The 25,693-nt window shown below is 41.4% G+C and carries 21 protein-coding genes and 2 pseudogenes; 15 read left to right on the top strand and 8 right to left on the bottom strand.

Going from position 1 to position 25,693, the window contains the following annotated elements; genetic code table 11:
- Positions 1–72 precede the first annotated feature (72 nt).
- Positions 73–393 (top strand): annotated as a pseudogene (locus M9196_RS22365) (IS3 family transposase); the annotation flags it as partial.
- Positions 390–509 (top strand): annotated as a pseudogene (locus tag M9196_RS22370) (IS3 family transposase); the annotation flags it as partial. The pseudogenes M9196_RS22365 and M9196_RS22370, both read left to right, overlap by 4 nt.
- Before the next feature lie 139 nt (positions 510–648).
- Here M9196_RS22370 and M9196_RS22375 read toward each other — a convergent pair.
- Positions 649–1,608 (bottom strand): AraC family transcriptional regulator, encoded by a 960-nt coding sequence (locus M9196_RS22375; protein ID WP_250619716.1) that lies wholly within the window; start codon positions 1,606–1,608, stop codon positions 649–651.
- A 440-nt stretch (positions 1,609–2,048) separates the two neighbouring features.
- Between M9196_RS22375 and rhaB (M9196_RS22380) the strand changes: the two genes are divergently transcribed.
- Together rhaB (M9196_RS22380) and M9196_RS22385 are read left to right on the top strand one after the other, a co-directional pair.
- Positions 2,049–3,425, top strand: a complete 1,377-nt coding sequence (gene rhaB / locus M9196_RS22380) for a rhamnulokinase (RefSeq protein WP_250619717.1) — start codon at positions 2,049–2,051, stop codon at positions 3,423–3,425.
- Between the two features lie 302 nt (positions 3,426–3,727).
- Entirely contained in the window at positions 3,728–5,236 is a 1,509-nt protein-coding gene (locus M9196_RS22385; protein ID WP_250619718.1) for a BNR-4 repeat-containing protein, read from the top strand.
- Positions 5,237–5,338: 102 nt separating this feature from the next.
- Here the strand turns inward: M9196_RS22385 and M9196_RS22390 are convergent, their stop codons facing one another.
- Positions 5,339–5,935: a DJ-1/PfpI family protein gene (locus M9196_RS22390; protein ID WP_250619719.1), complete on the bottom strand. Its 597-nt coding sequence runs from the start codon at positions 5,933–5,935 to the stop codon at positions 5,339–5,341.
- Between the two features lie 326 nt (positions 5,936–6,261).
- On the opposite strand from M9196_RS22390, the gene M9196_RS22395 reads away from it, so the two are divergent.
- Together M9196_RS22395 and M9196_RS22400 are read left to right on the top strand one after the other, a co-directional pair.
- Complete coding sequence (locus M9196_RS22395; RefSeq protein ID WP_250619720.1) at positions 6,262–6,942, top strand: oligogalacturonate-specific porin KdgM family protein; 681 nt, start codon at positions 6,262–6,264, stop codon at positions 6,940–6,942.
- A gap of 346 nt (positions 6,943–7,288) precedes the next feature.
- Entirely contained in the window at positions 7,289–7,546 is a 258-nt protein-coding gene (locus M9196_RS22400) for a hypothetical protein (RefSeq protein WP_250619721.1), read from the top strand.
- Between the two features lie 76 nt (positions 7,547–7,622).
- On the opposite strand, the gene M9196_RS22405 is transcribed toward M9196_RS22400, so the two are convergent.
- Positions 7,623–9,122 carry a BNR-4 repeat-containing protein gene (locus M9196_RS22405; protein ID WP_250619722.1) on the bottom strand — a complete coding sequence of 500 codons (1,500 nt, stop codon included), beginning with the start codon at positions 9,120–9,122 and terminating at the stop codon, positions 7,623–7,625.
- Positions 9,123–9,829: 707 nt separating this feature from the next.
- On the opposite strand from M9196_RS22405, the gene rhaB (M9196_RS22410) reads away from it, so the two are divergent.
- Genes rhaB (M9196_RS22410) through M9196_RS22430 form a run of 5 tightly spaced genes read left to right on the top strand, consistent with a single transcriptional unit; the run spans position 9,830 to position 15,040 of the window.
- Positions 9,830–11,203 (top strand): rhamnulokinase, encoded by a 1,374-nt coding sequence (rhaB, locus tag M9196_RS22410; protein WP_250619723.1) that lies wholly within the window; start codon positions 9,830–9,832, stop codon positions 11,201–11,203.
- Between the two features lie 12 nt (positions 11,204–11,215).
- Positions 11,216–12,481, top strand: coding sequence for an L-rhamnose isomerase (locus M9196_RS22415; protein ID WP_250619724.1), 1,266 nt, complete (start codon positions 11,216–11,218; stop codon positions 12,479–12,481).
- Positions 12,481–13,293: a rhamnulose-1-phosphate aldolase gene (rhaD, locus tag M9196_RS22420; protein ID WP_250619725.1), complete on the top strand. Its 813-nt coding sequence runs from the start codon at positions 12,481–12,483 to the stop codon at positions 13,291–13,293. The genes M9196_RS22415 and rhaD overlap by 1 nt, the downstream gene beginning before the upstream one ends.
- Positions 13,294–13,304: 11 nt before the next feature.
- Complete coding sequence (gene rhaM, locus M9196_RS22425; protein ID WP_250619726.1) at positions 13,305–13,619, top strand: L-rhamnose mutarotase; 315 nt, start codon at positions 13,305–13,307, stop codon at positions 13,617–13,619.
- Positions 13,620–13,666: 47 nt separating this feature from the next.
- A complete protein-coding gene (locus M9196_RS22430; protein WP_250619727.1) occupies positions 13,667–15,040 on the top strand; it encodes a sulfatase-like hydrolase/transferase in 1,374 nt (457 codons plus the stop codon).
- A 121-nt stretch (positions 15,041–15,161) separates the two neighbouring features.
- On the opposite strand, the gene M9196_RS22435 is transcribed toward M9196_RS22430, so the two are convergent.
- From M9196_RS22435 to M9196_RS22445, 4 genes are read right to left on the bottom strand one after another with little or no spacing between them, the layout of a single operon-like run.
- On the bottom strand, positions 15,162–16,448 hold the full coding sequence (locus M9196_RS22435; RefSeq protein WP_250619728.1) for an anaerobic sulfatase maturase: 1,287 nt from the start codon (positions 16,446–16,448) through the stop codon (positions 15,162–15,164).
- The gene (locus M9196_RS23760; protein WP_406707706.1) at positions 16,445–16,726 is read right to left on the bottom strand and encodes a DUF202 domain-containing protein; all 282 of its coding nucleotides are present in this window, start codon (positions 16,724–16,726) and stop codon (positions 16,445–16,447) included. Before M9196_RS23760 ends, M9196_RS22435 begins: the two co-directional genes overlap by 4 nt.
- Complete coding sequence (locus M9196_RS22440) at positions 16,723–17,088, bottom strand: YidH family protein (protein ID WP_250619729.1); 366 nt, start codon at positions 17,086–17,088, stop codon at positions 16,723–16,725. Before M9196_RS22440 ends, M9196_RS23760 begins: the two co-directional genes overlap by 4 nt.
- Entirely contained in the window at positions 17,085–17,714 is a 630-nt protein-coding gene (locus M9196_RS22445; RefSeq protein ID WP_250619730.1) for a Crp/Fnr family transcriptional regulator, read from the bottom strand. Before M9196_RS22445 ends, M9196_RS22440 begins: the two co-directional genes overlap by 4 nt.
- Before the next feature lie 150 nt (positions 17,715–17,864).
- Between M9196_RS22445 and M9196_RS22450 the strand changes: the two genes are divergently transcribed.
- From M9196_RS22450 to M9196_RS22465, 4 genes are all read left to right on the top strand, one after another.
- Complete coding sequence (locus M9196_RS22450; protein WP_250619731.1) at positions 17,865–18,683, top strand: sulfite exporter TauE/SafE family protein; 819 nt, start codon at positions 17,865–17,867, stop codon at positions 18,681–18,683.
- Between the two features lie 130 nt (positions 18,684–18,813).
- Positions 18,814–19,965, top strand: a complete 1,152-nt coding sequence (locus M9196_RS22455; protein WP_250619732.1) for an iron-containing alcohol dehydrogenase — start codon at positions 18,814–18,816, stop codon at positions 19,963–19,965.
- Between the two features lie 434 nt (positions 19,966–20,399).
- Positions 20,400–22,184 (top strand): sodium:solute symporter family transporter, encoded by a 1,785-nt coding sequence (locus tag M9196_RS22460; RefSeq protein ID WP_250619733.1) that lies wholly within the window; start codon positions 20,400–20,402, stop codon positions 22,182–22,184.
- Between the two features lie 258 nt (positions 22,185–22,442).
- Entirely contained in the window at positions 22,443–23,657 is a 1,215-nt protein-coding gene (locus tag M9196_RS22465) for a right-handed parallel beta-helix repeat-containing protein (protein WP_250619734.1), read from the top strand.
- A 71-nt stretch (positions 23,658–23,728) separates the two neighbouring features.
- On the opposite strand, the gene kdgR is transcribed toward M9196_RS22465, so the two are convergent.
- Positions 23,729–24,511 carry a DNA-binding transcriptional regulator KdgR gene (gene kdgR, locus M9196_RS22470; protein ID WP_250619735.1) on the bottom strand — a complete coding sequence of 261 codons (783 nt, stop codon included), beginning with the start codon at positions 24,509–24,511 and terminating at the stop codon, positions 23,729–23,731.
- Between the last annotated feature and the right edge of the window lie 1,182 nt (positions 24,512–25,693).

Below are 25,693 nucleotides of genomic sequence, written 5' to 3' on the forward strand. Positions count from 1 at the left end.
AAAGGTTCAGATCGCAGGACTCGAAAAAGGTTCAACTGATTTAGGCAACAACGCCGATTTAAAGTAGAAACCCTGAAGCTAGCAGTGAAAGTAGCAGTTGCTTCAGCAGTGAGAGACTCGGGTTACACGAATTTCAGATCTACGGTTTGCGTAAGGCGGTAAAGAAAGACACCAGTACTAGTAAGCGGGAAAAACATCTAGCCGTTGAAGTCCCTAGCTCAAAAGACAATTGGCCGTAATCTACTTCGCGAAAAATCTAAAGTAGATAGCTACGAATTTATGCTCTAACACCTACGGTACTTCAATGTTGTCCGTATGGCTAAGGTATTCGGGGTTTCTCGAAGTGGCTTTTATTACTGGATTAAGTACCGCCACAAGGCCACCCAGCGCGAGAAGAGATGCGCCAAGCGATCTTCTAATACACAGAGTTTGATTATAATCGGACTAGAAGGCACTGTGCTCTTGGGTATCTAAGCCCAGTTAACTTTGAACAAAAAAATATCGTTTAATTAAGCATCGAGTCTAGCTGAAATAGATCATATTTACTCTTACGTTGAATTCGGCAACTGAAGCCCCAATCAGATCGTAACCTCCTAGTTTAGTTCTATCAAATTACGCAACAAAACCAAAATAAATATCGCCGATAGATTAATGAGTGTTTCGATATTCTCTTGGAGATACACCAAATCTAGCCTTAAATTTTTTATAGAAGTCGCTGGTGTTTGAAAAACCGACCTCTATTGCTAGATCATTAATGCTAATGTTTTTGATTTTAATTATTTCACAAAATTTATTAAACCTGATCTCTCTTAATAAATTATTGAATGTTGCACCACTTTCTTTTTTTATAAGCTTAGAAAGATTGTAATTCTTCATTTTTAACTGGTCAGAAATTTCGTTTAAGTTAGCACATCTGAGGTTTTTCTCCATATAGGTGATGACCTTGCAAAGAACACCTTGGTCATAAGTCACTTTTTCAATTCGCTGGGGTTCTTCAAGCGTCAGATCAAGTACAAGGATACCGAGTAGGAACTTAACACGTGGCTCGGCTAGAGCTTCGTCACCGTCTAACTCTGAAAGCATCTCATTGAGCAACGTCTCAAGCCTATTATTACCTTTGGTTGAAAAAATTAGCGCTGAGGTCGAGGACTTTTTAAACACGACATCAGTAAAAAAGTTAGATAAGCTGCAGTTTTCACTTATAAATTCAAAGATATAGCTAAAGAACTTTTTATGGATAATAAAATTAACTAGGATATCTTTATCTCCAGTAGGATATATCTCATGCGTGACTCCTGGGCCTAAGAACAATAAATCCCCTGTTTGTAACTCTACCTCTTCATTTTCTACAACTTGTAGTGAACGCCCGCTCAGCACGTAACAGATCTCTACGTAATCGTGGCTATGTTCAGGGTAATGGATAAAACGAGTATGTTTCCTTATGGATATCATCTTCCCTGTTGGACAAACTTTATCAAAAGATATGATGTTTCGATATCTATCCGTAAAAATGCTATTATCGATACCAGAAATGTTATTGATTATCGCTTGTTCTTCAATAGTGGTAGACCTCATCTTTTCCATGAAATCGTACAGTCCTCTATCCATAATAAACCTCGCTTAGTACCTAATTTTACTCGTGTGACGCTGCGCAAACATTGCCTTTCAAACAACCAACTTTTGCCATGCTCCGTACTGATATTTAAATATACACAAAAAACATTCAAACAATTGAACCGGTGTTTTAATTGTGAGTCGGGTCAATAATGGCACGGTTCGAGATGTATTTTTTTAGGTATCGATCACGATGGGGCATTATCCTTGCCATCGACAAGATCATCTTGGATTCATTCGTTATTCGCACGCTATGCTTTACGTCACAATCTCAGGGAGGAGTCGACAACATAGCGCCATACACGTTGCCACGACAAGTTGAGAGAACGGTCTGGCTATCTAGCAAAAAATGATGTTTTGGAGTGCAAAGCTTTGTGTTTATAGGACAGTTTTACCCAATTACAATCAACGATTAGTGACGATTGGAGGTTGTAATGAATTACTTTTTAGCAATTGACATTGGTGCTTCAAGCGGACGACACTTGTTGGGCCATCTAGATGATGGCAAGCTCAAGATTGAAGAAATCCATCGATTTGGAAATCAAATCTTTAATGTAGACGATCAGCTTTGCTGGGATCTAGGTTATCTGTTCTCTGAAATAGTAACCGGCCTAAAGAAGTGTGCAAAATTGGGAAAGAAGCCAACAGCACTTGGTATCGATACGTGGGGGGTAGATTTTGTCCTTCTTGATAGTGATGATCGTTTGATTGGTAATGCAGTGTCTTATCGAGACAAGCGAACCAATGGCGTTATGAACGAGATTTGCTCACAAATTGGTCATGAGGAGCTCTATGCCAAAACTGGTATTCAATTTATGGACTTCAATACCATCTGCCAGTTAAAGAAACTCCCAGAAGAGGTTAAGTTACAAGCCAAATCATTCCTCATGATTCCTGACTATTTAAATTACTTACTGACGGGGAAAAAAGTTAACGAATATACTAATGCCACCACAACACAACTTTATAACGTCGAAAACAATAAATGGGACGAAGAGCTGATTGAATTTGTTGGTCTTAAAGAAGAGGTGTTTCATGAAGCACTTCCTCCGTTATCAAAAGTCGGCAAGTTAACACAAGAGTTAGTAGATGAAGTCGGCTTTGATTGTGAAGTGATTCTACCCCCAACTCACGATACCGGAGCTGCTTTTATAGCTAGTATTTTGAACATAGAAGATAACGGTGTCATTCTTAGTTCGGGTACATGGTCACTGTTAGGTAAGGAGTTACTCGATCCTATAGTCAACGAACAGTCAAGGCTGAAGAACTTCACCAACGAGGGTGGTTTCGACAGGCGCTATAGATTCTTGAAGAATATAATGGGGTTGTGGATTGTCCAAGAAGTGTCACGAAATTTGGATCATAGATATTCGTACTCTGAACTAGTCAATCTAGCTCGAGAAGCTAAAGACTTTACTTCAGTAATTGATGTGAACGATCAAAGATTCTTTGTAAGCGATAATATGATCGAGGAAATAGTCAATTATTGTAAAGAGTCGGGCCAAGTACCACCGTCGACGGTAGGAGAAGTCAGTGTGTGCGTCTACCGTAGTTTGGCAAGCTGTTACAAGAAATATATTGATGAAATATCTGAGATAACAGGCCAGGAAATTAGTGTTGTCAATATTATTGGCGGTGGGTGTAAGAATAAGTTCCTCAATGAACTAATAGAAGCAGAAACCGATCGTAAGGTCATTATTGGCCCGATTGAAGCTACGGGGATCGGTAACATAGTCACCCAGATGATTGCGGTTAATGAAATCTCTGACTTATCTGCTGCAAAACAAATTATTAGAAGTAGTGATCTATAAATATATCATTAATAGATTTGTGTGTTGAATGATATGTGGCTTTGTAAGCTAATAGCATAGTAATTTAGAAGCTAGATTTGTATTAAAATATTACACTTTACTTCGATATATATAAAGTGTGATGTTAGATTTAAAAAATGGCAAATATTGTCAGTTGATGCTGCAATAGTTTGTATTACTTACTGTTGATTTTCTTGATAATGTATAGTTAGTGTTATTTGTATCTAAATTCCGCTACGTAAATAAATAATAAGCAACTGATGGATTAACGAGAAGCAAAAGTAACTGTTATAGGAATGCCAATGAATAAGTTTAAATTTAGCTTATGTACGAGTGCTATATTAGCCTCTATGTTATTTGTACCTGCTGGAGTAGCCAATGCTGCTATTGCTCTTGAGAGTGAAGTGAAAATCACCGATGGAGCCCTACATTTTGATGGAAGTCGACTAAAAGCTCGACATGCCGATGACAACGGGTCTGATGTCTATGATTATAAGTTTGGACCTCAGATATCAGCTCATGGAGACAGTGTAAAAACATACAAAGATTACGTTTTTATGACTTGGTATCGTGGTGGTAAGCAAGATCGACACGTCATGTTAAGTCGACTTAACACCAAAACCGGTGCTATTAAAACGATTGAGTTCCCACATCAACATACAGGTTTTCTAAACCAACCGCATATCGGTGAGTCACACAACACCATTGCGGTTGAGATAAGTCCGATCGATGGCACGATTCATATGCTTTATGATATGCATGCATATGGCAAAGATAGACCAGCAGATGGATCATTTAGTGAAGATTACTTCCGCTACTCTTATAGTGTGCCTGGGGCTGCTGAGGTTGAGGATAAAGATTTCACGTTGGATAAGTTTGCTAAGGATACTAGCCCGTTAAGTGCGGGTGACAATGACTACAAGCACTTAACACTTAGTGGCAAGATTGATTACGCCAGTTACCACGGTCTCACTTATCCAACGTTCTACACAAACGATGACGGCACCTTGTTGGTTTACATGCGTAAAGGTGGTAACAACAACGGTGGGTATGTATTTGCTCATTATGATGCCGAGAAAGGCTATTGGTCTGACTGGAAACAATTTAACGTTCTAGATGCTAAATCCCATGGTAATGCCTATAATTGGGGTCTGTACGGCAGTATGAAGTACGTTGATGGTAAGCTTAGGGTTGGTTTCCAGCAGCGTGCTAATCGGGACGACAAATTTGTTTATCAAAATGGTGTTTACTACGCATACTCTGATAGCCCAAGTGGTGATGGCCAATGGAAAAACCACTCAGGTGAAAGCATGACGTTTCCACTTGTGAACTCAGATGAAATTAAGGTGTTTGAGCCAGGCGACTACATTAGCCATACCGAAAAAGATTCGGTTCATATTGTACAGAATTTTGATTGGACTGTGACCGAGAAGGGCGATGTACACATGATCAGTCGTGTTAAGTCCAGAGATAACAAACGTCCAGATTTCGAGATGGTTCACTTACACTCATATAAACCTGCTGGTGCAAAAGAGTTTATTATTTCTGACGATTTTGTAGGTGCGTCTAATATCTATACTGCTGGTGAAAATATTTATATCATTGGTTTGAATAAAAATGGCAAACCATATATTGAAAAGGCAAAAGGCGGCACTAACGAATTTGAACGTGTCTATGAGTCCAAATCAGATAAGAAGTTTAGCCACGGCAAGGTGCACATTCAAGATGGTAAGTTATATTATTATCTAATGGAACGTGCAAAGGGTAACTCTCGCCCGCTATATCTACAAGTTATCGACTTAGACCTATAATATAAATCAGTACAATAAAAGGGCCAACAAGTTGATTATCCTGTTGGCCCTTTTTATATATAAATCAAAGCTAGATGACTGAAAGCGAGCTGTGGTGAGTTATCAGAGTTTGTATTCAGTGAATCGACGATAATTAATATGCTTTGCTACCCAGTCTACATCACTAACGTCACTTGATCTGGTTCTGGTGTCGCCGAGTAGAACCTCTGCGATAGCAAACGCAAAATCGATTGTGTAGCCATAGTCTTGCCCGGTAATAAATTGGCCATCCATTACAACGGGCTGATTGATGTATGAGCCATCAGAGTAATTTTGGTGGAAGCTCCCACAGCAAACGTAGTGGTGAGAGCCCAGTAGCGAGTTCTTGGCTAGTACTTTTGCACCAGAAGAGCATAGCGCTGCAATATAGGCCTTCATGCTGATGTGTCTTTCAATAAAGCTGATAACCTGACCGTCTGTACCTAGTTTATCGGTATTCGGTGGACCACCAACAAGAACAATTGCATCAAAATCACATTGTATGTTGGCGGATAATAAGTCATCTGCAACAATTTTTACCCCATGATAAGAGGTAAGGTTAACGGTTTGATCGCAGGACAATACCTTCACCGAAAGCTGCAAGCGACGTAATATGTCAACCACGTTGATTGCCTCACCTTCTTCGAATCCGTCACTGAGTAAAAGTGCAATATTTTTCATACAGTATTACCTTATATATTAAATGTATTCATCGCTATCAGTGTCGATTGTATTCATGCTATCTACAATAATTATTATTGCCCAATGACTTGTCATATATTGCTCGCCACTTCATCACTACGTTCTAATAGTGCCACTATTATTTTAATAATTACGTTCCCCCTGTCTAGGTAGTTGCGCAGAAATTGTTCCAAGAGTTAACAAAAATAAATCTTATAACTCGTAGAGAAAATTGAGAATATAACGTTAGTAAAAAAACATTGAAAATAAGCCGAGTATATTTCACTACCATACTCAGTAATAAATATAATTCAAGGAATTGAAACATGAACAAAGCAAATCTAATTGCATTAGCAGTGGCCTCTACCCTGATCAGTACCTCTGCTCTTTCAGCAACATTGATGGTCCGTCAAGAAAACTTGACCGATCCTAGCAATCCAATAAATAAAAACGCTACTCTGATTAAACTTGGAGCTAGCTCTGGTAACACATTTTTCGGCGCCCAGGTTTCTCATAAAGGCGAAACGCTAAGCACGTATCAATTGGGTAGTGGTGAGGTGCAACTTGGCCATCGTTATAACGTTAATGACGATATTAGACTAGTCCCACAGATCCAAGTGACATCAGTAACTAGCGGTCTGCTGTACAAACCGCAAATGGGTTTTGTTTATCAGCTTGGTGGCGGTTTCTCTACTGAGTTGAAATATAAGCATGAGTTTCATGTTCGAAGCGACGACAAAGATACTACCCAAAAAAGTCAATATCAATTCAATCTAGATTATCGAATAAACGCACTGCGTTTGGGCTTACAGTATGATTACTTTAAGAGTCTTGACGATGTAAAACAGTATAACAACCATTACTTTAAGCAGCTGCTCGAGCTAAAAGCGTATTACCGAGTGGCTAAGGGTTGGACGCCGTTTGTTACATTTGCAGGTGTTCCTGTTAGTGCTACGTCAGAAGACTACCAACTCCGTACAAGGGTAGGCTTCTTGTATAGCTTCTAATATAAAACCAGTTAACTGATATTATTAAGAAACAGGCCCTTTTTTAGGGCCTGTTTTTTTAATGGGAGTAAATGTAGTCGTAAAGTACCATAGGTTCAGTGGTTAAAATAAGAATAACTATGACTGGCTAGCTATGCTTTTGTGTTCACAGAGCAATAGATAGTACTAGTTTTCTGGTTCCATTTATTCTCCTTATTTTCATGTTAATATTGAAATTTAGGCTAATTTAGTCTTATTAAGTGGTTATTTTTGCTTATATAAATAATGTTGGAAAATAATTTTTGTTATAAATGTGATATTGACTACATTTAACAATGAGACCCATCGTTGAAATGAGGAATAAAACATGAAAGTAATTATTGCAGTAGTTTCAGTTTGTATGTCATTAAGTGCCTATGCAATGACAGACCAAGATGTTTGTGAGGCATATGGTGTTGCTATAGCGTCGAATAGTACTCATGACCAGGTGCATTTCTTTGACGAAATGCGTTCTAGAATTGAGAATAAATCTTGGAGTCTAAGCTCTGAAGAATGTAATAACCTGAGTATGGAAGCAAAATATGAGTTCGATGTAGATTTGATGATTGAAATGGGGACAGATTAATCTCTGGTTGTCGGTGACAAATGAAAAAGCCTCAACCCACCTTATTCTAGATGAGTTGAGACTTTAATTATCGCTTTTATTCAGTGCGCGTAAGCGCTTCTTCCTGCAACCTTTGGATTGGTCCGTTATCTCCGAGCAGGTATATCTTGCGCCATTGCGTTGATCCTTTTGCTTTCTCGGCAACAAACAGTCGTGCATCTGGATGAGCATTGCTAATCATAGCGGACATAGACCAACCAGACTTCGCTCTGCGTAAGAGTTCCGTGCTCTTCTCAAATGTCTGACCACCATCTTCAGAAGTAAAGTAGGCTACGACACCATCACCTTTTTCCTTATACCCCAGTGCAAATGTTACTTTTTCAGGTGATGAAATAAAGAAATCGCCACGAGTATCGACGCCCCAGTTTACCGCTGCAGGGTTAACGGGATTTCCACCGACCCACTCTTCACCTGTCCAGCGAATGTGAGACGTCTGTTTTGGACCACCCGTCTTCTTAACGCCTAAGTCGACACCAATGTTTGTCCCAATATGAGGGTTACCATCTTGGTCTAAATGCACTGAACCATTAAAAGTCCACTTGTCTTCGGTGTCAACAGCGAGTGTTTTCTTATCTGCGAGCTCTTTGGTAACCGGCAGGTCGAACGTTTCACCCTGGACATTACGCCATGTCCCTTCCTTGGTATTAAATACCATATAGTAAGTGTTGTGACGTTCTGTCGTGTGTCCGCGACCATTGTTTGCGTGGGTTTTCCAACATAGGTGATAGTCGTAGGTGATGATTATGTCATCGCCTTGTCCCTTGACGGCCCAAGCATACCAACTGTCTACGGCCTCTACATCGTCACGTTCTTTGTGTTTGAGGAATGAGACAGGGTCTTCGAACGTACGGCCATGATCTGTCGATTTTTGGTACACCCAATCACTTTCATGAGCACCATGGCGATAGAACAGGTAGATATCGCCATTATCCATTTTGACCGCTTGGTTGTAGTTGCCAAATGGAGGAATATTGTCAAGCTCTACCCAGTCAGAAATGTCGTGTGGTTTTTTAGAAACGATATGCTTATTTCTTCCATCATGAACATCGCCCAACGGGTTCTCACCATGGCGGGCACCACCACCATGTCCGCCGAAGAAAATGTGGATGTAGCCAAGATCATCAATAATCATTGTCGGCTTACCGTGATTGTCGATAGCACGGCCAGACGGTGCCCAATAGTTATCCTTACCTAACTCACTAAAACCCGCTTTAATGGGGCCTTGCCACTCTTTTGTCTTGTGGTTGTAGGATACCACATAGGGATCTTCTAGATCGCCTTGGTAAGTAAGGTAGGTGACATCGTTCGCATGTATACCTGCAGGGGCTTGGACTATTGCGAGAGGGTTTCCGAATCCATTGTTAGCAAAGAAGTCTACCATTTCTCCATTGCTTGGAGACGTCTTATCGGCGAAAACGCTAAATGATGCTGCGCCTAGTGACAATATCATGGCAGATACTAACATCGGTTTCTTAAAGCTAGGTAATTTGGCAGTACAGAGCTGCTGGGGTAACGGATTATCATTGGTAGGTTTCATCTATATTCCTATATTATAATTATTGCAAGGTTAGGTATTTCGCAGTAGGTGATCTATAAAGTTGGATTAAAAGTAGATGCTAATGAATTGTGGGTAAATATAGATACTAGGTGCTTCTACTGTCGGTTTTAATGTCTATTTTTGAGTTTAATAAAGACAAAAATTGCACTTATATAATGTTTGTAACTATGCTGTGGGTTGACACTTGGTTTGGCAAAAATTAACTGTACAACTGACGGGAAATAACGTTATTTTACGATTGATTTATGGGCTAAGATAAAGATTAAATGTGTTTGTTATTTTATTAGATCTTGATTGAAATACCTTGTTTTTGTTGACTCTAATGTACCAACTGTCAACCTTGGTAACCGTTTTTTTGTTCCAATTTATCAATAAACCTCAAAAGAAACCCCCTCAGAGTTATGATTTTTATATTTAGCATAGCTATGCATTCTCGATTAGGTGCACACTAGTCTTCAAACCTCCGCTTTCTAGTTAGTCTAAGAGTTCAGAATTGTGCTGATATAGATGGTTAATTCAAATAGTAATGCATAATTGTTAACGCACTGAAGTCATAAAGAACACGTTTCCAAACCTACACCAATGCCCAGATTTACGCTGCAAAAAATGACACCATTAAGGGCAATTTAGCGCATTTTGTCGACCGCTGTTTCTTGTATGATTAATTCAAACGCTAGGAGATAGTTATGAATTACTTTTTGGCAATCGATATAGGTGCTTCTAGTGGAAGGCACTTATTAGGTTATATTGAAAATGAACAAATAGTGCTTAAAGAAATATACCGCTTTGAAAACAAGCTTACGTCTATCAACAATCAACTATGCTGGGAAGTCGATAAGCTTTTTAGTCATATTATAAAGGGACTAAAGCAATGTGTTTTCATGGGGAAAATACCTAAGAGCATTGGTATTGATACCTGGGGTGTCGATTTCGTACTTCTTGATTGTGACGATAACATTATAGGTAACACGGTTTCGTATCGAGACAGTCGTACTAAAGGTGTTATGGATGACATTTGTACTCAAGTTGAGCATCGCGAGATATATAATAAGACGGGCATTCAGTTTATGGGGTTTAATACCCTATATCAGATGAGCTCTGTGGATTCAAAACATAAGAAAGAAGCATGCTCATTCTTAATGATTCCTGATTATATAAATTACCTTTTAACTGGTGTCAAAGCTAATGAGTATACCAACTCAACCACAACTCAAATGTTAAATGTTAATACTGACGATTGGGATAAAGACTTGTTGGAAGTATGCGGTATTAGCAAAGATATTTTTACCAAGCCTCAATATCCAGGTCATCGCCTTGGCAATTTGAAGTCATCAATACAAGAGATAATCGGATTTGACTGTGAAGTGGTATTACCTGCATCGCACGATACAGCGTCTGCATTTATCGCGAGTGTTCTCGATCTAGAGGACGATGGTGTCATTCTTAGTTCTGGAACCTGGTCATTATTAGGTACTGAGCTTGAAAAGCCGATTGTTTCCGAGATTTCTCGTGAAAGTAATTTCACTAATGAAGGTGGATATAATAAGCGATTTCGATTTTTGAAGAACATCATGGGACTTTGGATAGTTCAAGAAGTCTCAAGGATGATGGATTATAAGTATTCCTATGCAGAGTTAGCTGATCTTGCTCGAGAAGCAAGTGATTTTAAATCAGTAATCGATGTCAATAATGAACGCTTCTTTGTAAGCGAAAATATGATCGAAGAAATTATCGAATACTGTAAAGAAACAGGACAAGACATCCCTCAAACAACGGGCGAAGTCTGTATATGTGTCTATCGAAGCCTAGCGAAGTCTTATAATCAGTACATTGGAGAACTTGTCAGCATTACCGGAAAAACCGTAGATAAAGTCAATATTATTGGCGGAGGTTGTAAGAACGAGTTGCTAAACGAGCTCATTGAACAGGAAACCAATAAGGAAATTATTGTCGGCCCAGTAGAAGCAACTGGTATGGGCAATATTATTGTACAAATGTTATCCATGGGCGAAATTGCTCATTTAAAACAAGCGAAAAACTATATTAGAAACAGCATTTAATTAGGAATTATCATGGAACAGAGTTTAAAAAATAGATACGAACTGAGCAAAGAACTTTACGCTAAATGGGGCATTGATGTAGATGCTGTTCTTGAGAAATTAAAAGGCGTTAAGGTCTCTATTCATTGTTGGCAGGGTGATGATGTTACGGGCTTCGAGGAAGCGGCTCATGAACTGTCTGGTGGTATCTCTGCTACTGGTAGCTACCCGGGTAAAGCAACAAATGCACAAGAGTTACGTGCTGATTTAGACAAAGCACTGAGCCTAATCCCAGGCAAGCACAAGATTAACCTCCACGCTCTTTATGCAGAAACACATGGTGTAGCGGTTGAGCGTGATGAGTTGAAACCAGAACACTTTGCTGGTTGGGTCGAATGGGCGAAAGAGCGTGCTCTAGGCCTAGATTTCAACCCTAGTATGTTCTCTCACCCGAAAGCGAGTGATGGTTTGACACTGTCTCACCCTGATAAAGAGATCCGTGATTTCTGGATTAAGCACTGTATTGCTTCACGTAAAATTGGCGAATATTTCGGTAAGGAATTGGATCAAACGTGTCTGACAAATATCTGGATTCCAGATGGTTATAAAGACACCCCAAGTAACCGGTTTGCGCCGCGTCAGCGCCTAAAAGATTCTCTAGATGAGATTTTTGCTGTTGACGTTGACGAGCAGTTCAACAAGGACTCAGTAGAGTCAAAGGTATTTGGTATTGGTGTTGAATCTTACACGGTTGGTTCGCATGAGTTTTATATGGGTTATGCGGTCGCGAACAATAAGCTTTGTTTGCTAGACAATGGCCACTATCACCCGACCGAGTCGGTTGCGGACAAGATCTCATCAATGCTGCTTTATCAAGATGAGCTTGCTTTGCACGTTACTCGCCCTGTTCGTTGGGACAGTGATCATGTCGTAACGCTAAATGACGAAGTTAAAGAAATCGCGAAAGAGCTAGTTCGTACAGACAGCTTGGACAAAATATACCTGGGTCTAGATTTCTTTGATGCAAGCATCAACCGCGTAGCTGCGTGGGTATTGGGTACTCGCAATATGCAAAAAGCGCTACTTGAAGCGATGCTTATGCCACATGACAAGCTGACGGAGTTGCAAGATAAAGGCGACTTCACACAGCGCTTGGTTCTGATGGAAGAGCTAAAAACCTATCCAATGGGTGATATTTGGAACTATTTCTGTGAATTGAACGATGTACCAGCAAACGAAGATTGGTTTAGAGCGATCGAAGTTTATGAGCAAGACGTTTTGTTTAAGCGAGGCAAATAATGGATAAGTTAGCATTTATACAAGAGTTTAAAAAGACGACCAACGACGCATGGTTGAAAGGATGGCATGAGCGCAATGGGGGCAATTTGTCCTACCGTTTGACTCAATCCGAAGTAGAGCAAGCTCGTCCATTTTTTGAAGAAACATCGCAATGGCTGGAGATCGGTGTAACGGTTTCCAATCTTGCAAATGAATACTTTATCGTTACCGGTAGTGGTAAGTACTTTCGAAACGTAGAAGTTTGTATTGAAGAAAACGCTGGAATTATCCAAGTTTCAGAAGATGGCACTCAGTACCGTACACTCTGGGGTCTTGTTAATAACGCGAAACCGACGAGTGAGTTGCCTGCGCACCTTATGAATCATTCAGTCAAGTTTGACGCGACGGGTGGAGCGCATCGAGTTGTTATGCACTCTCACACGACAAATTTAATCGCGCTTACCTTTGTTTTGCCGCTGGAAGCTGAGACGTTTACTCGTGAACTATGGGAAATGGCGACGGAGTGCCCAGTTGTATTCCCTGCTGGTGTGGGCATTGTCCCATGGATGGTTCCCGGTGGTCGTGCTATTGCTGAGTACACTAGCGAACTGATGAAAACGTACGATGTGGCTATTTGGGCTCATCACGGTACATTCTGTTCTGCGGAAGACCTAAGTCTCGCGTTTGGCTTGATGGATACCGCAGAGAAGGCCGCTGAAATACTAGTAAAAGTTCTCGCGATGGGTGGCAAACGTCAGACTATTCAACCAGCAGAGTTCAAAGAGCTAGAATCTGCATTTAACGTTACGTTGAATGAAAAAGCATTGGCTTGAGGAGGCGTTAGGTGATTAGAAAAGCGTTTAAACTCAAAGTTAACATGGATCAGTTTGAAGAATACAAAAAGCGTCACGACAATATTTTTCCTGAGTTAATTGATGTACTTAAAGCTGCGGGAGCAAACAACTACTCTATCTTCCTAGACGAGGAGACAGGTTGTCTGTTTGGTTATGTTGAGTTAGAATCTACTAATAAATGGAACGACGTTTCAAAAACCGAAGCTTGCCAGAAGTGGTGGAGTTATATGGAAGATATCATGGAGACGAATCCAGATAGCAGCCCTAAATCCACAGAGTTAACAGAGATGTTTTATCTAGCGTAACTATGATCCGCTAATGCTATGAAACAAATTAGTATCAAGAGGTAAATATGAACAAGCCGAACATTATTGTAATTTTTAGCGATCAGCAGCGTTGGGATACGTTGGGTTGTTACGGTCAGGAACTGCCTGTAACACCAAACCTGGACGAGCTTGCACGAGACGGTGTTATGTTCGAGAACGCATTCACAGTCAACCCTGTATGTGGTCCTACACGTTCGACAATGCAAACTGGATTGTATCCAACCGAAACTGGTTGTTTCCGAAATGACATTATTCTTCCTCAAGGTCAAAAAACCGTGGCTCACTTTCTTTCGGATGAAGGATACAGTGTCGGTTACGTCGGTAAGTGGCACCTAGCCTCAAATAACACTGCTCACGAAGGTTTTGTTGTCGCAGCGCCGACAGAAAGCTCAGGTGAAACGATCGATAACTGCTTTACTGCAATACCAAAGCAGTATCGTGGTGGCTATAAAGACTTCTGGATTGCGTCTGATATTCTGGAGGGTACGTCTCATGGTTATGGCGGACACATGTTCGACATCGATGGCAACAAGGTAAGCTGGGATGAAGATGTTTATCGTGCAGATTTCTTGACTGACCTGACAACAGATTACATCGATAATTGCCAAGAAGATGAACCGTTCTTTTTATTCTTGTCTTATCTAGAGCCGCATCACCAAAATGACAGAAAGACTTATGAAGGCCCACATGGCTCACAAGAGCAATGGAAAAACTTCAAAGTCCCTGGCGATCTAGAACCGTTTGTTGATGGTGATTGGGCAGAAGAATACCCAGACTACTTAGGTTGTTGTAATAACCTCGACCAAAATGTTGGTAAGATTCGCCAAGCGGTAAAAGATAAAGGATTAGATGACAACACGGTAATCGTTTATTTGAGTGATCACGGTTCTCACTTTAAGACACGTAACAGCGAATACAAGCGTTCATGCCACGATTCTTCAATCCGGATTCCATTCGTGATTTACGATCCACGAGCGAAAGCGGGTCAGGTGATTGATGATCACGCAAGTATTATCGATGTCGTTCCGACTCTGCTTAAGGCCGCTGGAATCAAGGTACCAAGCTACATGCAAGGTCAACCGCTGCAAGATTTGTACATTGATAACGCTAAAAAAGACAACGTGAGTTTCATTCAGATCAGTGAGTCTCAAATTGGCCGCGCTATTCGTACCGATACATGGACATACTCGGTATCGGCTCCGGATCAAGGCGGGTTGCTTGAGAAAGAAAGTGCGGTGTATCAAGAAGAGTTCTTATACAACCTTGTAGATGATCCTAATCAGTTAGAAAACTTAGTGGCTAACGACGATTTGAAGCCGGTTAAAGAGGAGTTACGACAGCTTCTTCTTGAGGAAATCTATCGCATCGAAGGCACGAAACCGGAAATCATAGAAGCATAATAATGGTGTGAATTCACACTTTTATGTAAGAGCTAAAGTCCATAGTGTCGCTACTATGGACTTTTTTTGTCTCCGGACTTTAACGCTATAAGCCCGGTGACAACGTTAGTGTAGATGTGCTTTATGCACAACAGCGCTTATATTTGTTACCACTACCACATGGGCAGGCATCGTTTCTACCCACTTTCTCAGGCTGTTTATTGGCAAACTGCGCCATGATCTCGGCAGGAGATTGCCCATTCTTTATCAGTTTAGCCATGTAGGCCATCGCATGTTGAGAATGATCGAAGAAACTAAAATAGCCTTCACACAGGTAGTTATGGTCGAGTTCCCCTGTTGGCCCTGGCAAAAAGCGATGCTTCGGGCAACCGCCATGGCAGGCGAATCGGTATCGACATGATTGGCACTTGCTATTGAGTTTATTTGATTTATCGAGACCGAAGTTAATGGCTTCTTCGCTGTTGTTCATTGACAGGATAGTGCGGTCGTGGATATTGCCAAGTTTATATTCTGGGTAGACGTAGTGGTCACATTGAAACAGGTCACCATTCGCCTCGATGGCAAACGCATGTCCACACCTCGGTGCAAATACACATATTGGACTCGGTTGCCCAAGCCAGGTGGTTAATGTGGTATCAAATTGCTGAACAAATACACGCCCGACATCTTTGGTTACCCAGTAGTCGAAGATGGTGTTAAGGAACTGGCCATATTCATCGGGTTGGACGGACCATGGTGTGACTTTGCCATGTTTTTGATCTGGATTTACTAACCAGGTATCGTTTGTCAGTTGATCAGATTCTTGTCGTTCAACTAATGGGATAAATTGAATAAAGTTCGAACCGATGCTTTTTAAAAATTGATAGACCCTGAGAGGATGCTTGACATTCTTGTCATTGACAACCGTGAGGGTATTAAACTCGACTTGATGCTTTTTCAATAGCTCGATTGCTGCGACGACTTTACTGTGAGTCCCCTTGCCACTGGTGTTGGTGCGATAGGCATCATGTAGATCTTCAGGGCCATCTATTGAAACGCCAATAAGAAAGTTGGCTTGCTTGAAGAGCTCACACCACTCATCGTTGATCAAAATCCCATTGGTTTGAAAGGCGTGAGAAATCGTTTTATTACCCCGATAGCGTTCGCACAGTTGAATAACGGTGCGATAAAAATCAACACCGAGCAGGGTGGGTTCGCCACCTTGCCATGCGAACTGTACAGTGTCGCCCTGCTGAGCGGCAATATACTGTTTAATAAACGCTTCTAGTGTTGCGTCATCCATGCGCCAGTTCTTCTGCCTGTCTGGATAGAGTTTTTCTTTCTCTAGATAAAAACAGTAGTCACAGTCGATATTACATACCGAACCAGATGGCTTGGCCATTACATGACAGTTGGTAATTTGGTTCATTGTAGTTTTCCTATGAAGACATCAGATAGCATGGTTAGGGCGTAGGTCACTGCTATCAGCATTATTATTATTGAAGTAAAAAGCTTGATAATTCTCGCGTGGGAGAAAGAGCATATGATGGAAACCAGCATTGCCGTTGCACCACAGAGATAGGTGAGAGTGGCATCTTGAGCTATCGAAACCTTTAGTAATACAACACCGATGGTAAATAGAACCAACTGAGTTCGTAGCCAGGACAGAACAGTACGCTCTAACTGAAGACCTTTTACCGTATTCATAGCGTGATGGCCAATGCGATAATGAAGGTGAGAACTAAAATAGTCGCACTAATAATCTTCATGTTCGATGTGTATTGGAGCTCTTGGTTTAACCGCATCGCCTGTTCGTTGTGAGACCATCGTCGGTAAGCATAGATGGCTACGGTTCCAGAGCAGAAGCACAAGAAACAAGAAAGTAATAGTCGCGTCAATGGGTTCGCAAGCTCCGGGGTAAGTTGATCGAGAGCAATAGCGCCTGCTAGCAAGGCGAGAGATGTCCTAATCCACGCGAGATAGGTTCGCTCGTTGGCGAGTGAGAAGCGATAGTCTGGAGCGTTCCCTTGCGCACGCCATGGTGATTTTTTCGAGCGGAACTTTTTCATTCAACTTTTTCCTTGGACAACTGGTTAGCACTCGGCAGTTTTGATAGATCGACAGGATGGGGGTTGCGATGGTGGATGCTCAGCACTCCGGATTGTTTGAGTGTTTTGCAAAAACGAATCACAGTCGTCACGTCGGTAGCGCTGTACTCGCTAATTTCGCGATAAGTCCAGGGATAGTGTGGGTAGTATGTGAAGAAATGCTGTATCGCATCGATTATTCGGTTTTTAGCGTTGAAAGCACTAAATTGAACAAGACGTCGCTCAGCTTCCCCTAACTCTTGGCAAACTTCGGTTGTTAACGCTTTGGTTAGTGAAGGGGCCAGCTGTTGCAGATCTTCAAAGGTGTGAACATTTACTCGACTAACAACACTGTTCTCCATCGCTCTAGCCGTCGCTGGGTAGCGCTGATGAGTAAACAGAGAGCGATAACCGAAGTATGAGCCCTTCCCGTACAGTCTGAGTAACGATTCTTTTCCGGTTTCTGCCACTTGGTAAAGCCCTATAAATCCACTTTCGACGCGATAAAACCCAGATGCTTTGTTGTTACTAAAGTAGACAGCTTCTTGTTTGCAAACGGTGAGTCTACTGGTCATCTCTTTCACTGATGTTGGTATTGGTATCGTCATACTGCCGTCATTGCGTGTTACTGGAAACGATAGTGTACTGCAAAAAAAACAGACGAAATATGATCAACGCCATAAACTAAACACTAATTGGTACGTTAGATTGTTTTTAGTAAAAAGGTGTTTTGTTTTTAGTTGTGACGGAGGTGGTCTATGCCATTCAATGAGCTGTTGACGAACGTGTGGTCTGCGGATGCAGTGGCTTTGAAGCTGCTTTTAGGAAGCATTTTTGGTTTATGTTTAGGGCTAACCGGTGTTGGTGGAGGAGTGCTGTTAATACCAATGTTGCAGTTATTTTGCGGAATGTCTCCCGTGTTGGCGGTCGGCACAGCAAGTTTGATTTCAGCGATGGTTAAGATCAACGCTTCTCTAGTTCATATAAAAGCTCGCAACGTATCTTGGAACAAGATAGCACTACTGTTTGTTGGTGCGGTGCCGGTTACATTGGTGGTCACTCAGCTGGTAGTTTACTACAGTACACATCCGCTTTACTCGCAAAGTACAGAACAGATGGTGACTTGGCTTGTGACAATTGTGATGGTTGGGTCACTGGTTTCTGTGTTCTCTAAATACAAAAGCACGTCTAAGGTTGAACAGGGCTTCATTTCAGAGCCTAAAACAAACACCAAAAAAGCGATTGTTTCTGGCATGTTCTGTGGTTCAGTTTTGGGTTCGACGGGCGTTGGTGGGGGCGTTTTGCTTCTCCCTGTACTCAACAATGTGTTGCATTTGGATATTAAGAAAGCCATTGGCTCTTCGGTAGTATTGGCATTGTGTCTGTCTGCCATTGCCGCAGCTGGTTATGCAAAGGGTGGACAGTCAGATATTCATACCGCAATCTTGTTTTTTATCGGTTCATTTCTTGGCGTTCCTGTGGCTGCTTATTTGATGAAACACATGTCTGAACGTCACGTTTATTCGGCGACCATGATTGTTATTTTGGTTAGTTTGATTGCGTATCTATTGCTTTAGATATCGAGACTAGAGTTTGCTTTAAATTACTGTCGCTGGTGAATCAGCGATCCTAAAAGTGTAGGTCGAGTTTAAATAGTCGACCTGTGATTATTTGTAAATATATTGTTGTTAATTACAAGGATTAAATATGGCATTTACTTTGGCACTACCCAAAATAAATATCTCTGGGGAAAATGCGATCAACGAATTGGTTTGTCATTTAGTCTCTAAAGAGGTTGGCGATGGCTTCATTATTGCGGACAATGCATTAAAAGAACTGGGTTTACTTGAACCACTGATTACAGCGCTCAAAGAATCTAATTTGTCTTTCACTTGCTTCACGGATACAGTTCCAAATCCAACTGTAGCCGTTGTTGATAGTGCTTATCAGGCATACAAAGAGTCCGGTGCGAACTACATTATTGGATTTGGTGGAGGTAGTGCAATTGATACCGCGAAAGCTGTAAAGATCCTGACTGCTAATCCACAACCAATCACTCGTTATACAGGGGTGAACAATGTAAAGAATCAAGGCGTACCACTATTTGCTATCAATACCACGGCAGGCACTGCTGCAGAGGTGACCAGTAATGCTGTCATTACCGATGAAAAGAGCAAAGTAAAGTGCGTTATTATTGATAGCAATATTATTCCGGATATTTCTGTGAATGATCCTAGCATTATGGTTGGTTTACCCGCTGATGTTACGGCAGCAACTGGTATGGATGCCCTGACTCATGCTATTGAAGCTTACGTTTCAGTAGGTGCACACACCCTAACCGATCACTCTGCGCTAGAGTCTGTTCGCGTGATTAGTCAATACTTACCTCATGCTGTAGAGGATGGTTCAAATATCGAAGCGCGAGAGAAAATGGCATTAGGTCAGTTCCTAGCAGGTATGGCATTTAATAGTGCTGGATTGGGTATGGTTCACGCCATGGCACACCCAGCAGGCGCACATAAAAATCTACCACACGGGGTCTGTAACGCCATTCTCTTGCCACTAGTATGTGAGTTTAACCGACCACACCGGATAGAGAAATTTGCCAAACTGGCTGTTGCTCTGGGGTGTAAAATTGATGGAATATCTGAAGAGCAGGCGAGTATCGAAGCTGTGAAGGCCATCCGTGAACTTAGCTCGCGTGTTGGTATTCCCGCTGGATTTGGCCAGCTAGGTGTCACAGAAGATGATGTAACGGTCTGGGTGGATAGTGCGTTGGCAGACCCGTGCGCCGGAGGAAACCCCGTCAGCATGACCTCTGACGATGTGCTCACTTTGTATATCAAGTCGCTTGGGTAGTTTACACCATTCCGTTGATTACATGAGCCCGTCATTCAAGGCGGGCTCATTTGTTTGCAACTTTTTGAAGTTTCAAAGGGGGAATCATCTTAGTGATTGCATTTTTTGACGCGATTCACATTGATCATCCAGAAACGCGAACATCTCTCCGTTATTTAAACCCACGCTCTATGCAAATTTTGCCCTCAAAATTACCAAAAATTATCATTTAACTTAGCAAGCATAGATTGTAACTTTACTATGTTGGTTTTAATTGTTGGTAAAATTAATTCTCAAAATGAAATTTTTGTGGCTCATGAATAAAATGGAATAAATTGCTTATTCTAATTTGTTATGTCACTTATTTGTTCAAATGAGATTGTGATTGATGTTCGGATAAAACGAGCAAATTAGAATAAATTACGTTGAAATAAAATAAATAAAAGGGAAGAAACATGATTGATATAGCAATCGTACTGGTTTACTTTGGCTTCCTTGTGGCAATTGGGGTCTTATTCAAATCCTTCAGTAACTCCACAAGTGATTATTTTCGTGGGGGCGGTAAAATGCTGTGGTGGATGGTGGGTTCCACATCATTCATGACAGCGGTTAGTGCCATGACGTTTACTGGCCACATGGGGAAAGCATTAACGGGTGGATTCGCAGTAGCGACAACAGTTTTTTATGCAAACGCTCTTGGCTACCTGTGTAACTATCTGTTTTTTGCTGCAAAAGCGCGTCAAATGCGAGTGGATACACCACTCGAAGGTGTACGCATGCGATTGGGTGCCGTGAATGAGCAGGTTTTTACATGGGCTAACGTACCATTAAGTGTTCTTCAGGCTGCGATTTGGATTAACGCACTTGCGGTATTCTGCAGTGCAGTCATTGGGCTTCCTCTAGAGTTAACAATCGTAGTTGCCGGTTCGGTTGTGTTGTTTATGTCTCTTGTTGGTGGTAGCTGGGCTGTTATCGCGTCAGACTTCATGCAAATGATCATTCTAACGACAATGACGTTGGTAACAGGTGCTGTTGCGATTTGGAAATCTGGTGGCTTAACACCATTGCTTGATGCTGGCCTTCCTGAGCAGCCATTCATTGGTGACGGATACAACCACGCATACTTGTTTGTTGGTTGGTTCATCTTCATGTTTATTAAGCAGTTCTTTAGTACGAATAACATGGTGGATTCGTACCGTTATATTGCTGCGAAAGATACCAAAAACGCACGAAAAGCGGCGATTTTAGCAGGTACCCTAATGCTCATCGGTCCACTGCTTTGGTTTGTTCCTGCCTGGTATGTGGCAGCACACTACCCGGATACAAGCACTTGGGGCTTGGATGGTCTAGGTAACAAAGTCGCCGACGCGACCTATTTTATTTTCGTAAGTCGCGAAATGCCCGTCGGAATGGTTGGATTGATGCTCGCTGCTATGTTTGCTGCAACCATGTCTTCGATGGACTCAGCGTTAAACCGAAATGCAGGTATTATTCTCAAGAGTGTATATCAACCATATTTCTGTAAAAATCACTCTGAGTCACACCTCATTTTTGTGAGTAAACTACTGACGGCTCTATTTGGTATCATCATCATTGTTTCAGCGTTGTTCCTCACATCATTGAAACAGTTTGGTCTGTTTGATTTAACGATGTTGGTGAGTACGCTAATCGGCTTCCCAATCCTTATTCCGTCGATCATGTGTTTCTTTATCAGAAAAACACCTGATTGGGCAGGCTGGGGTACGGTTATCGTAGGTATGTGTGTATCAGGATTTATTGCCATTGTTCTAACACCGGAAGTACTACAATCGATTTTAGGTTTAGATCAGCCACTGACGTCTCGTGAATACACAGAAATGAAGTCGGTAACGTTAGGCTTGATAGGACACATGTCGATTACACTACCGTTCTTTGTTTGCTCACAGTTCTTTTATAAAGGACTACCAGCGAAACGAGAAGCTGAAGTTAAACAATTCTTTACCAACGTGGACACTGAAGTTGTCGTCGAAGACTGTCCAGAAAGTGTTGCGATGGATAATAAGCAAAACACTGTACTAGGTAAGATGGTACTTATCGCGTCTGTCTTTATTCTCTGTCTGACTCTCGTTCCTAACCCATTGTGGGGAAGAATGCTGTTTGTCTTTATTGCAGCAATTCTAGCTCTTATCGGTACCTTGTTAGTTAGGTCTGAACGTAAACTTGAAAGTACAAAAGTAACTCAAGCTTCAGCAACCGTTTAGATATAAGATAATACCGAAACCCTTAATGAGTTAATTTTCATTAAGGGTTTTTTTTTACAGCGAACCATAGTTTATTTTTACATCTGGGATTCTAGTTTTGTGGGCAAATTGTGACGTTACTACGGGCAATAAGTTACCTTGCTGAGTGGTTATTTACATCAAATAATTAATTAATTAGGTAAGGTGGACGCCTTACTTTTTACAATGGCGATAAAAATATTCATATAAATAGTAACTGAAATAAGATGAGACAAATTTATGAACCACAGTCATTTAACAAAAAACCTACCTCTCCTGATTCTCAGCTTAGTATCGAGCACCGTAGCCGCCGAAGACTGTACTTCTGCGCCTATAAACCCCAAGGGTGATACAAGCAAACTTCAAGCTGCGCTCCAACAAGCCACCAATACAGGCACTGAACTGGTACTTACGGGCACTTATTACATCAGCCAGGATACAAAAGTTTACTTGAGAAACGATCTTAAAGTAGATGCTAGCGAGGCTAGCTTTATTGCTACAGAGCAGTTAGATGGTGATATGTTTAGTTTCGATACGCATACGTCAGAATCGGATGAGTGTGGTGGCGCGAGTGTGCTAGCGAACTTTGATTGGACTGGTGGCACATTTAATATGTCAAAAGCCAAGGTTTCTACTGTTGTTCCACTTCGCTACAAAACCCCTGCGGGAAGAGAGGGAACAAAGCAAACAGCAGATGCGCTTTCAATCCGAGGTGCGACAAGCTCAGGCAAGATCAAACTTAACGAGTTACTTATTGAAGATATTGTTTTTATCGGTACTGAAAATGATACTGACCCTTATTATCTAGCTGGTGGAGATAGCGGAATCCTCATGACGGGGGCACTAAAAGCAATTATTAAAAACAACAGCTTCTTTGGCGTTCGTGATGCAGCAATCTATGTTTCTGCAGGGGGCGTATCAGGGGAGTATGGAGATCACTTCACACTGGTTAACAACTACGTCGAAAGAGCTTATGATGGCATCACGAGCAAACGAGGCGCTGATAATATCAAGATGAAAAACAATATCATGAACGATGTCGTAGTAGGTTTGAGTATCAAGAGAGTGTATGACGGTTGGACTGCAACCAACATTAATATTTCTGAAAATAGTGTGTCAAACTCGGTTAGACCGATTAGTGTAGAGCGAGCCAATGATGTGGTGATAGACAGTAATCGTATCGATAATCTTGGCTCTATTGTTGCTGATTCTCCAAAACCAACAAACAAGTATGGGCAGCAATATGAAGGTATCGCACTCAACGGCGCTCAAGGGAGTAACCGTGTGACGAACAATATAATCAACGGAATCACGCAAGACGACTCACGCGAGAAAGATACAACGACATGGGGTATTGTCCTTCGTCCGGAAGATGGTCGAGAAACAACGAATGTTGTTATCGAGGACAACAGCTATTCTAGGCTCGATAAGTGGGTAAATAGAATATCGCTTTAGTCTGTATTTGAGAGTGTCTCTTTTTCTCGTAGTGTCTCTTCAGGTTTCGCGACCACGATGAATCCAAAGAGCTAGACTGGGTAATGATGATACCCGAGGTTTTTAGAAATGTTACGAGCCGCATGATGCAATGCGCTAAAGTAATCGCGTTTTCTTTTTTCATCAAATCGATTTGTCGGAAAAGAGATTGAAATTGCCGCTGTGGCTTCTCCAAATCGGTCAAACACTGGCACTGCAATACATCGTAACCCTGGCTCTTGCTCTTCAATATCTTCCGCATAATGTTGATGTTTGACCCAATCTAGTTCCGCTAGCAGATGCTCTACAGTTTTGTGTGTTTTGTCGGTGTGAGCTTTGAATACCACAGGAGCGAGTAGCCCCCTGATTTCGGACTCAGAGAGGTAACTCATGATAATCTTGCCAATTGCGGTACTATAGAGAGGAGCTTGTCGACCGATTCTAGAATGCATTCGAAAGTGATAGTTTGAATCTACTTTGTTAAGGTAAATGATCGCATCTTCATCAATCACGCCTAGGTGAACGGTTTCATTAAAGGCACTGCAGACAGTCGCCATTTCCTTGTTTGCTGCGTCGACAAGATCAACATGAGCAAGCGCTTTTGAACCAAGCTCAAACAGCTTGGAAGTTAGTTCGTACTTCTCTGCATCCCTATTTCGCTGCACAAACCCTAAACTCGTCATCGTTTGTAAAAAACGGAAGGTCGTTGCTTTCGACATCCTTAATTGTTTTGAGAGCTCAGATAGGCCAGCCTCTTTTTGGTCCGCTAAGGCAGAGACGATATTAAATACCTTTAGTACTGAGGAGACGGTTCCTGGCTGGGTTGTTTTTTCCATTTCATGCCCTCGGCTTCGTTTAAATTAAAGAGTCATCACATATAGTTTTGCTAACTCTGCGATCTCATTTTGATAAATTTTAGTGTTGAGTAAAAGGCTAAGGTTTGCAGTGTTGACTGGCAGATTTAGTGCTAACCTTAATCATTCCAGCTAGGGAGCGGCGTTAAGTGGTTTATATTATTTGCTGCGTTGTTGGGTAAGTACCCAGCAGTTTCGGCGTTAGAGGTAATTAAGCTTGTGCTAGCGCAAGTAGAGGTCTGGTATCAGTCGCGAACAAAGGCAAGCTTTACCTTGAATTTTGAATACTCACGATTAGTAGATCAATGCAAAGCCTGATGGTTATATCTTTGAGTTAAAAGAATGTAATGATAAAAGGATTGTTCAGATTTTTTGATCTAACTGATGAATGTCCTCTTTGTGATCACAAAGCGATTCGGGCACACATTTTTGATCAAACTTTATTGTCCTCCGACATGGGTGTCGAAAGACAATAAAGATTGATCAGTTACAATAAAGTCTGGTCGTTTTTTAACCTCCTACTAAGTTTCGCTTAGTCGGAGGTTTTTTTATGTCAGGTGCAGATAAGCCACTCAATAAGAAAGACCAAAAACGTTTAGATGAAAATAGATTATTAGGTTTTTCTGAGGGTGGTAGGATGGGCTGGCTCGCGTAATGAGAGCTTGCTCCGAGAAAAGTGTTCGTTGGGACTTCTCAGTAAACGAAGATCATTGTTCAGTGGTGGTGGAAGTTAAACATCATCGATACAGTAAAATAAAACCAATATAGGTCAATCACTTGGCTATCCAGACTAAAACTAAACGCTAAGTATCACTAGAACTATTTTTAACTCTTTGACCGTAGTGAGTATGTTGTTCGTCTGGAAGGGATCATCATTTAGATCGTTCGATGAAGCTTTTAAGAATGTTAAAAAGCCTGATGAGAGTATGCTATTAACTATTAGAATATCGTATATTTCAATAGCAAGATGGCAAGTGTGATATAAATTAGACGCTTTGTGGGCACCAATGGCATGAATACGACGGTCATTTATCTATCTACAACGATTACGCTGAATGCGCAATCAAATCGTTGCTACCTTGGAACTTCAAACAATAGCAACGTCGCCCCGTGGGGTAATGGCGTGCGAAAGTCCCATAAAATTAACTTTATCGTAATAGTTTT

The sequence above is a fragment of the Vibrio methylphosphonaticus genome (assembly GCF_023634655.1).
GTDB lineage: Bacteria > Pseudomonadota > Gammaproteobacteria > Enterobacterales > Vibrionaceae > Vibrio > Vibrio methylphosphonaticus.

Bases quoted from the DNA above. Each gene is read 5' to 3' on its own strand.
- rhaD (WP_250619725.1), top strand. From the start codon at position 12,481: ATGGATAAGTTAGCATTTATACAAGAGTTTAAAAAGACGACCAACGAC.
- rhaB (WP_250619723.1), top strand. From the start codon at position 9,830: ATGAATTACTTTTTGGCAATCGATATAGGTGCTTCTAGTGGAAGGCAC.
- M9196_RS22375 (WP_250619716.1), bottom strand. From the start codon at position 1,608: ATGGATAGAGGACTGTACGATTTCATGGAAAAGATGAGGTCTACCACT.
- M9196_RS22405 (WP_250619722.1), bottom strand. From the start codon at position 9,122: ATGAAACCTACCAATGATAATCCGTTACCCCAGCAGCTCTGTACTGCC.
- M9196_RS22455 (WP_250619732.1), top strand. From the start codon at position 18,814: ATGGCATTTACTTTGGCACTACCCAAAATAAATATCTCTGGGGAAAAT.
- M9196_RS22435 (WP_250619728.1), bottom strand. From the start codon at position 16,448: ATGAACCAAATTACCAACTGTCATGTAATGGCCAAGCCATCTGGTTCG.
- M9196_RS22395 (WP_250619720.1), top strand. From the start codon at position 6,262: ATGAACAAAGCAAATCTAATTGCATTAGCAGTGGCCTCTACCCTGATC.
- M9196_RS22390 (WP_250619719.1), bottom strand. From the start codon at position 5,935: ATGAAAAATATTGCACTTTTACTCAGTGACGGATTCGAAGAAGGTGAG.
- M9196_RS22400 (WP_250619721.1), top strand. From the start codon at position 7,289: ATGAAAGTAATTATTGCAGTAGTTTCAGTTTGTATGTCATTAAGTGCC.
- M9196_RS22445 (WP_250619730.1), bottom strand. From the start codon at position 17,714: ATGACGATACCAATACCAACATCAGTGAAAGAGATGACCAGTAGACTC.
- M9196_RS22450 (WP_250619731.1), top strand. From the start codon at position 17,865: ATGCCATTCAATGAGCTGTTGACGAACGTGTGGTCTGCGGATGCAGTG.
- M9196_RS23760 (WP_406707706.1), bottom strand. From the start codon at position 16,726: ATGAATACGGTAAAAGGTCTTCAGTTAGAGCGTACTGTTCTGTCCTGG.
- M9196_RS22440 (WP_250619729.1), bottom strand. From the start codon at position 17,088: ATGAAAAAGTTCCGCTCGAAAAAATCACCATGGCGTGCGCAAGGGAAC.
- M9196_RS22430 (WP_250619727.1), top strand. From the start codon at position 13,667: ATGAACAAGCCGAACATTATTGTAATTTTTAGCGATCAGCAGCGTTGG.
- kdgR (WP_250619735.1), bottom strand. From the start codon at position 24,511: ATGGAAAAAACAACCCAGCCAGGAACCGTCTCCTCAGTACTAAAGGTA.
- M9196_RS22385 (WP_250619718.1), top strand. From the start codon at position 3,728: ATGAATAAGTTTAAATTTAGCTTATGTACGAGTGCTATATTAGCCTCT.
- rhaB (WP_250619717.1), top strand. From the start codon at position 2,049: ATGAATTACTTTTTAGCAATTGACATTGGTGCTTCAAGCGGACGACAC.
- M9196_RS22465 (WP_250619734.1), top strand. From the start codon at position 22,443: ATGAACCACAGTCATTTAACAAAAAACCTACCTCTCCTGATTCTCAGC.
- M9196_RS22460 (WP_250619733.1), top strand. From the start codon at position 20,400: ATGATTGATATAGCAATCGTACTGGTTTACTTTGGCTTCCTTGTGGCA.
- M9196_RS22415 (WP_250619724.1), top strand. From the start codon at position 11,216: ATGGAACAGAGTTTAAAAAATAGATACGAACTGAGCAAAGAACTTTAC.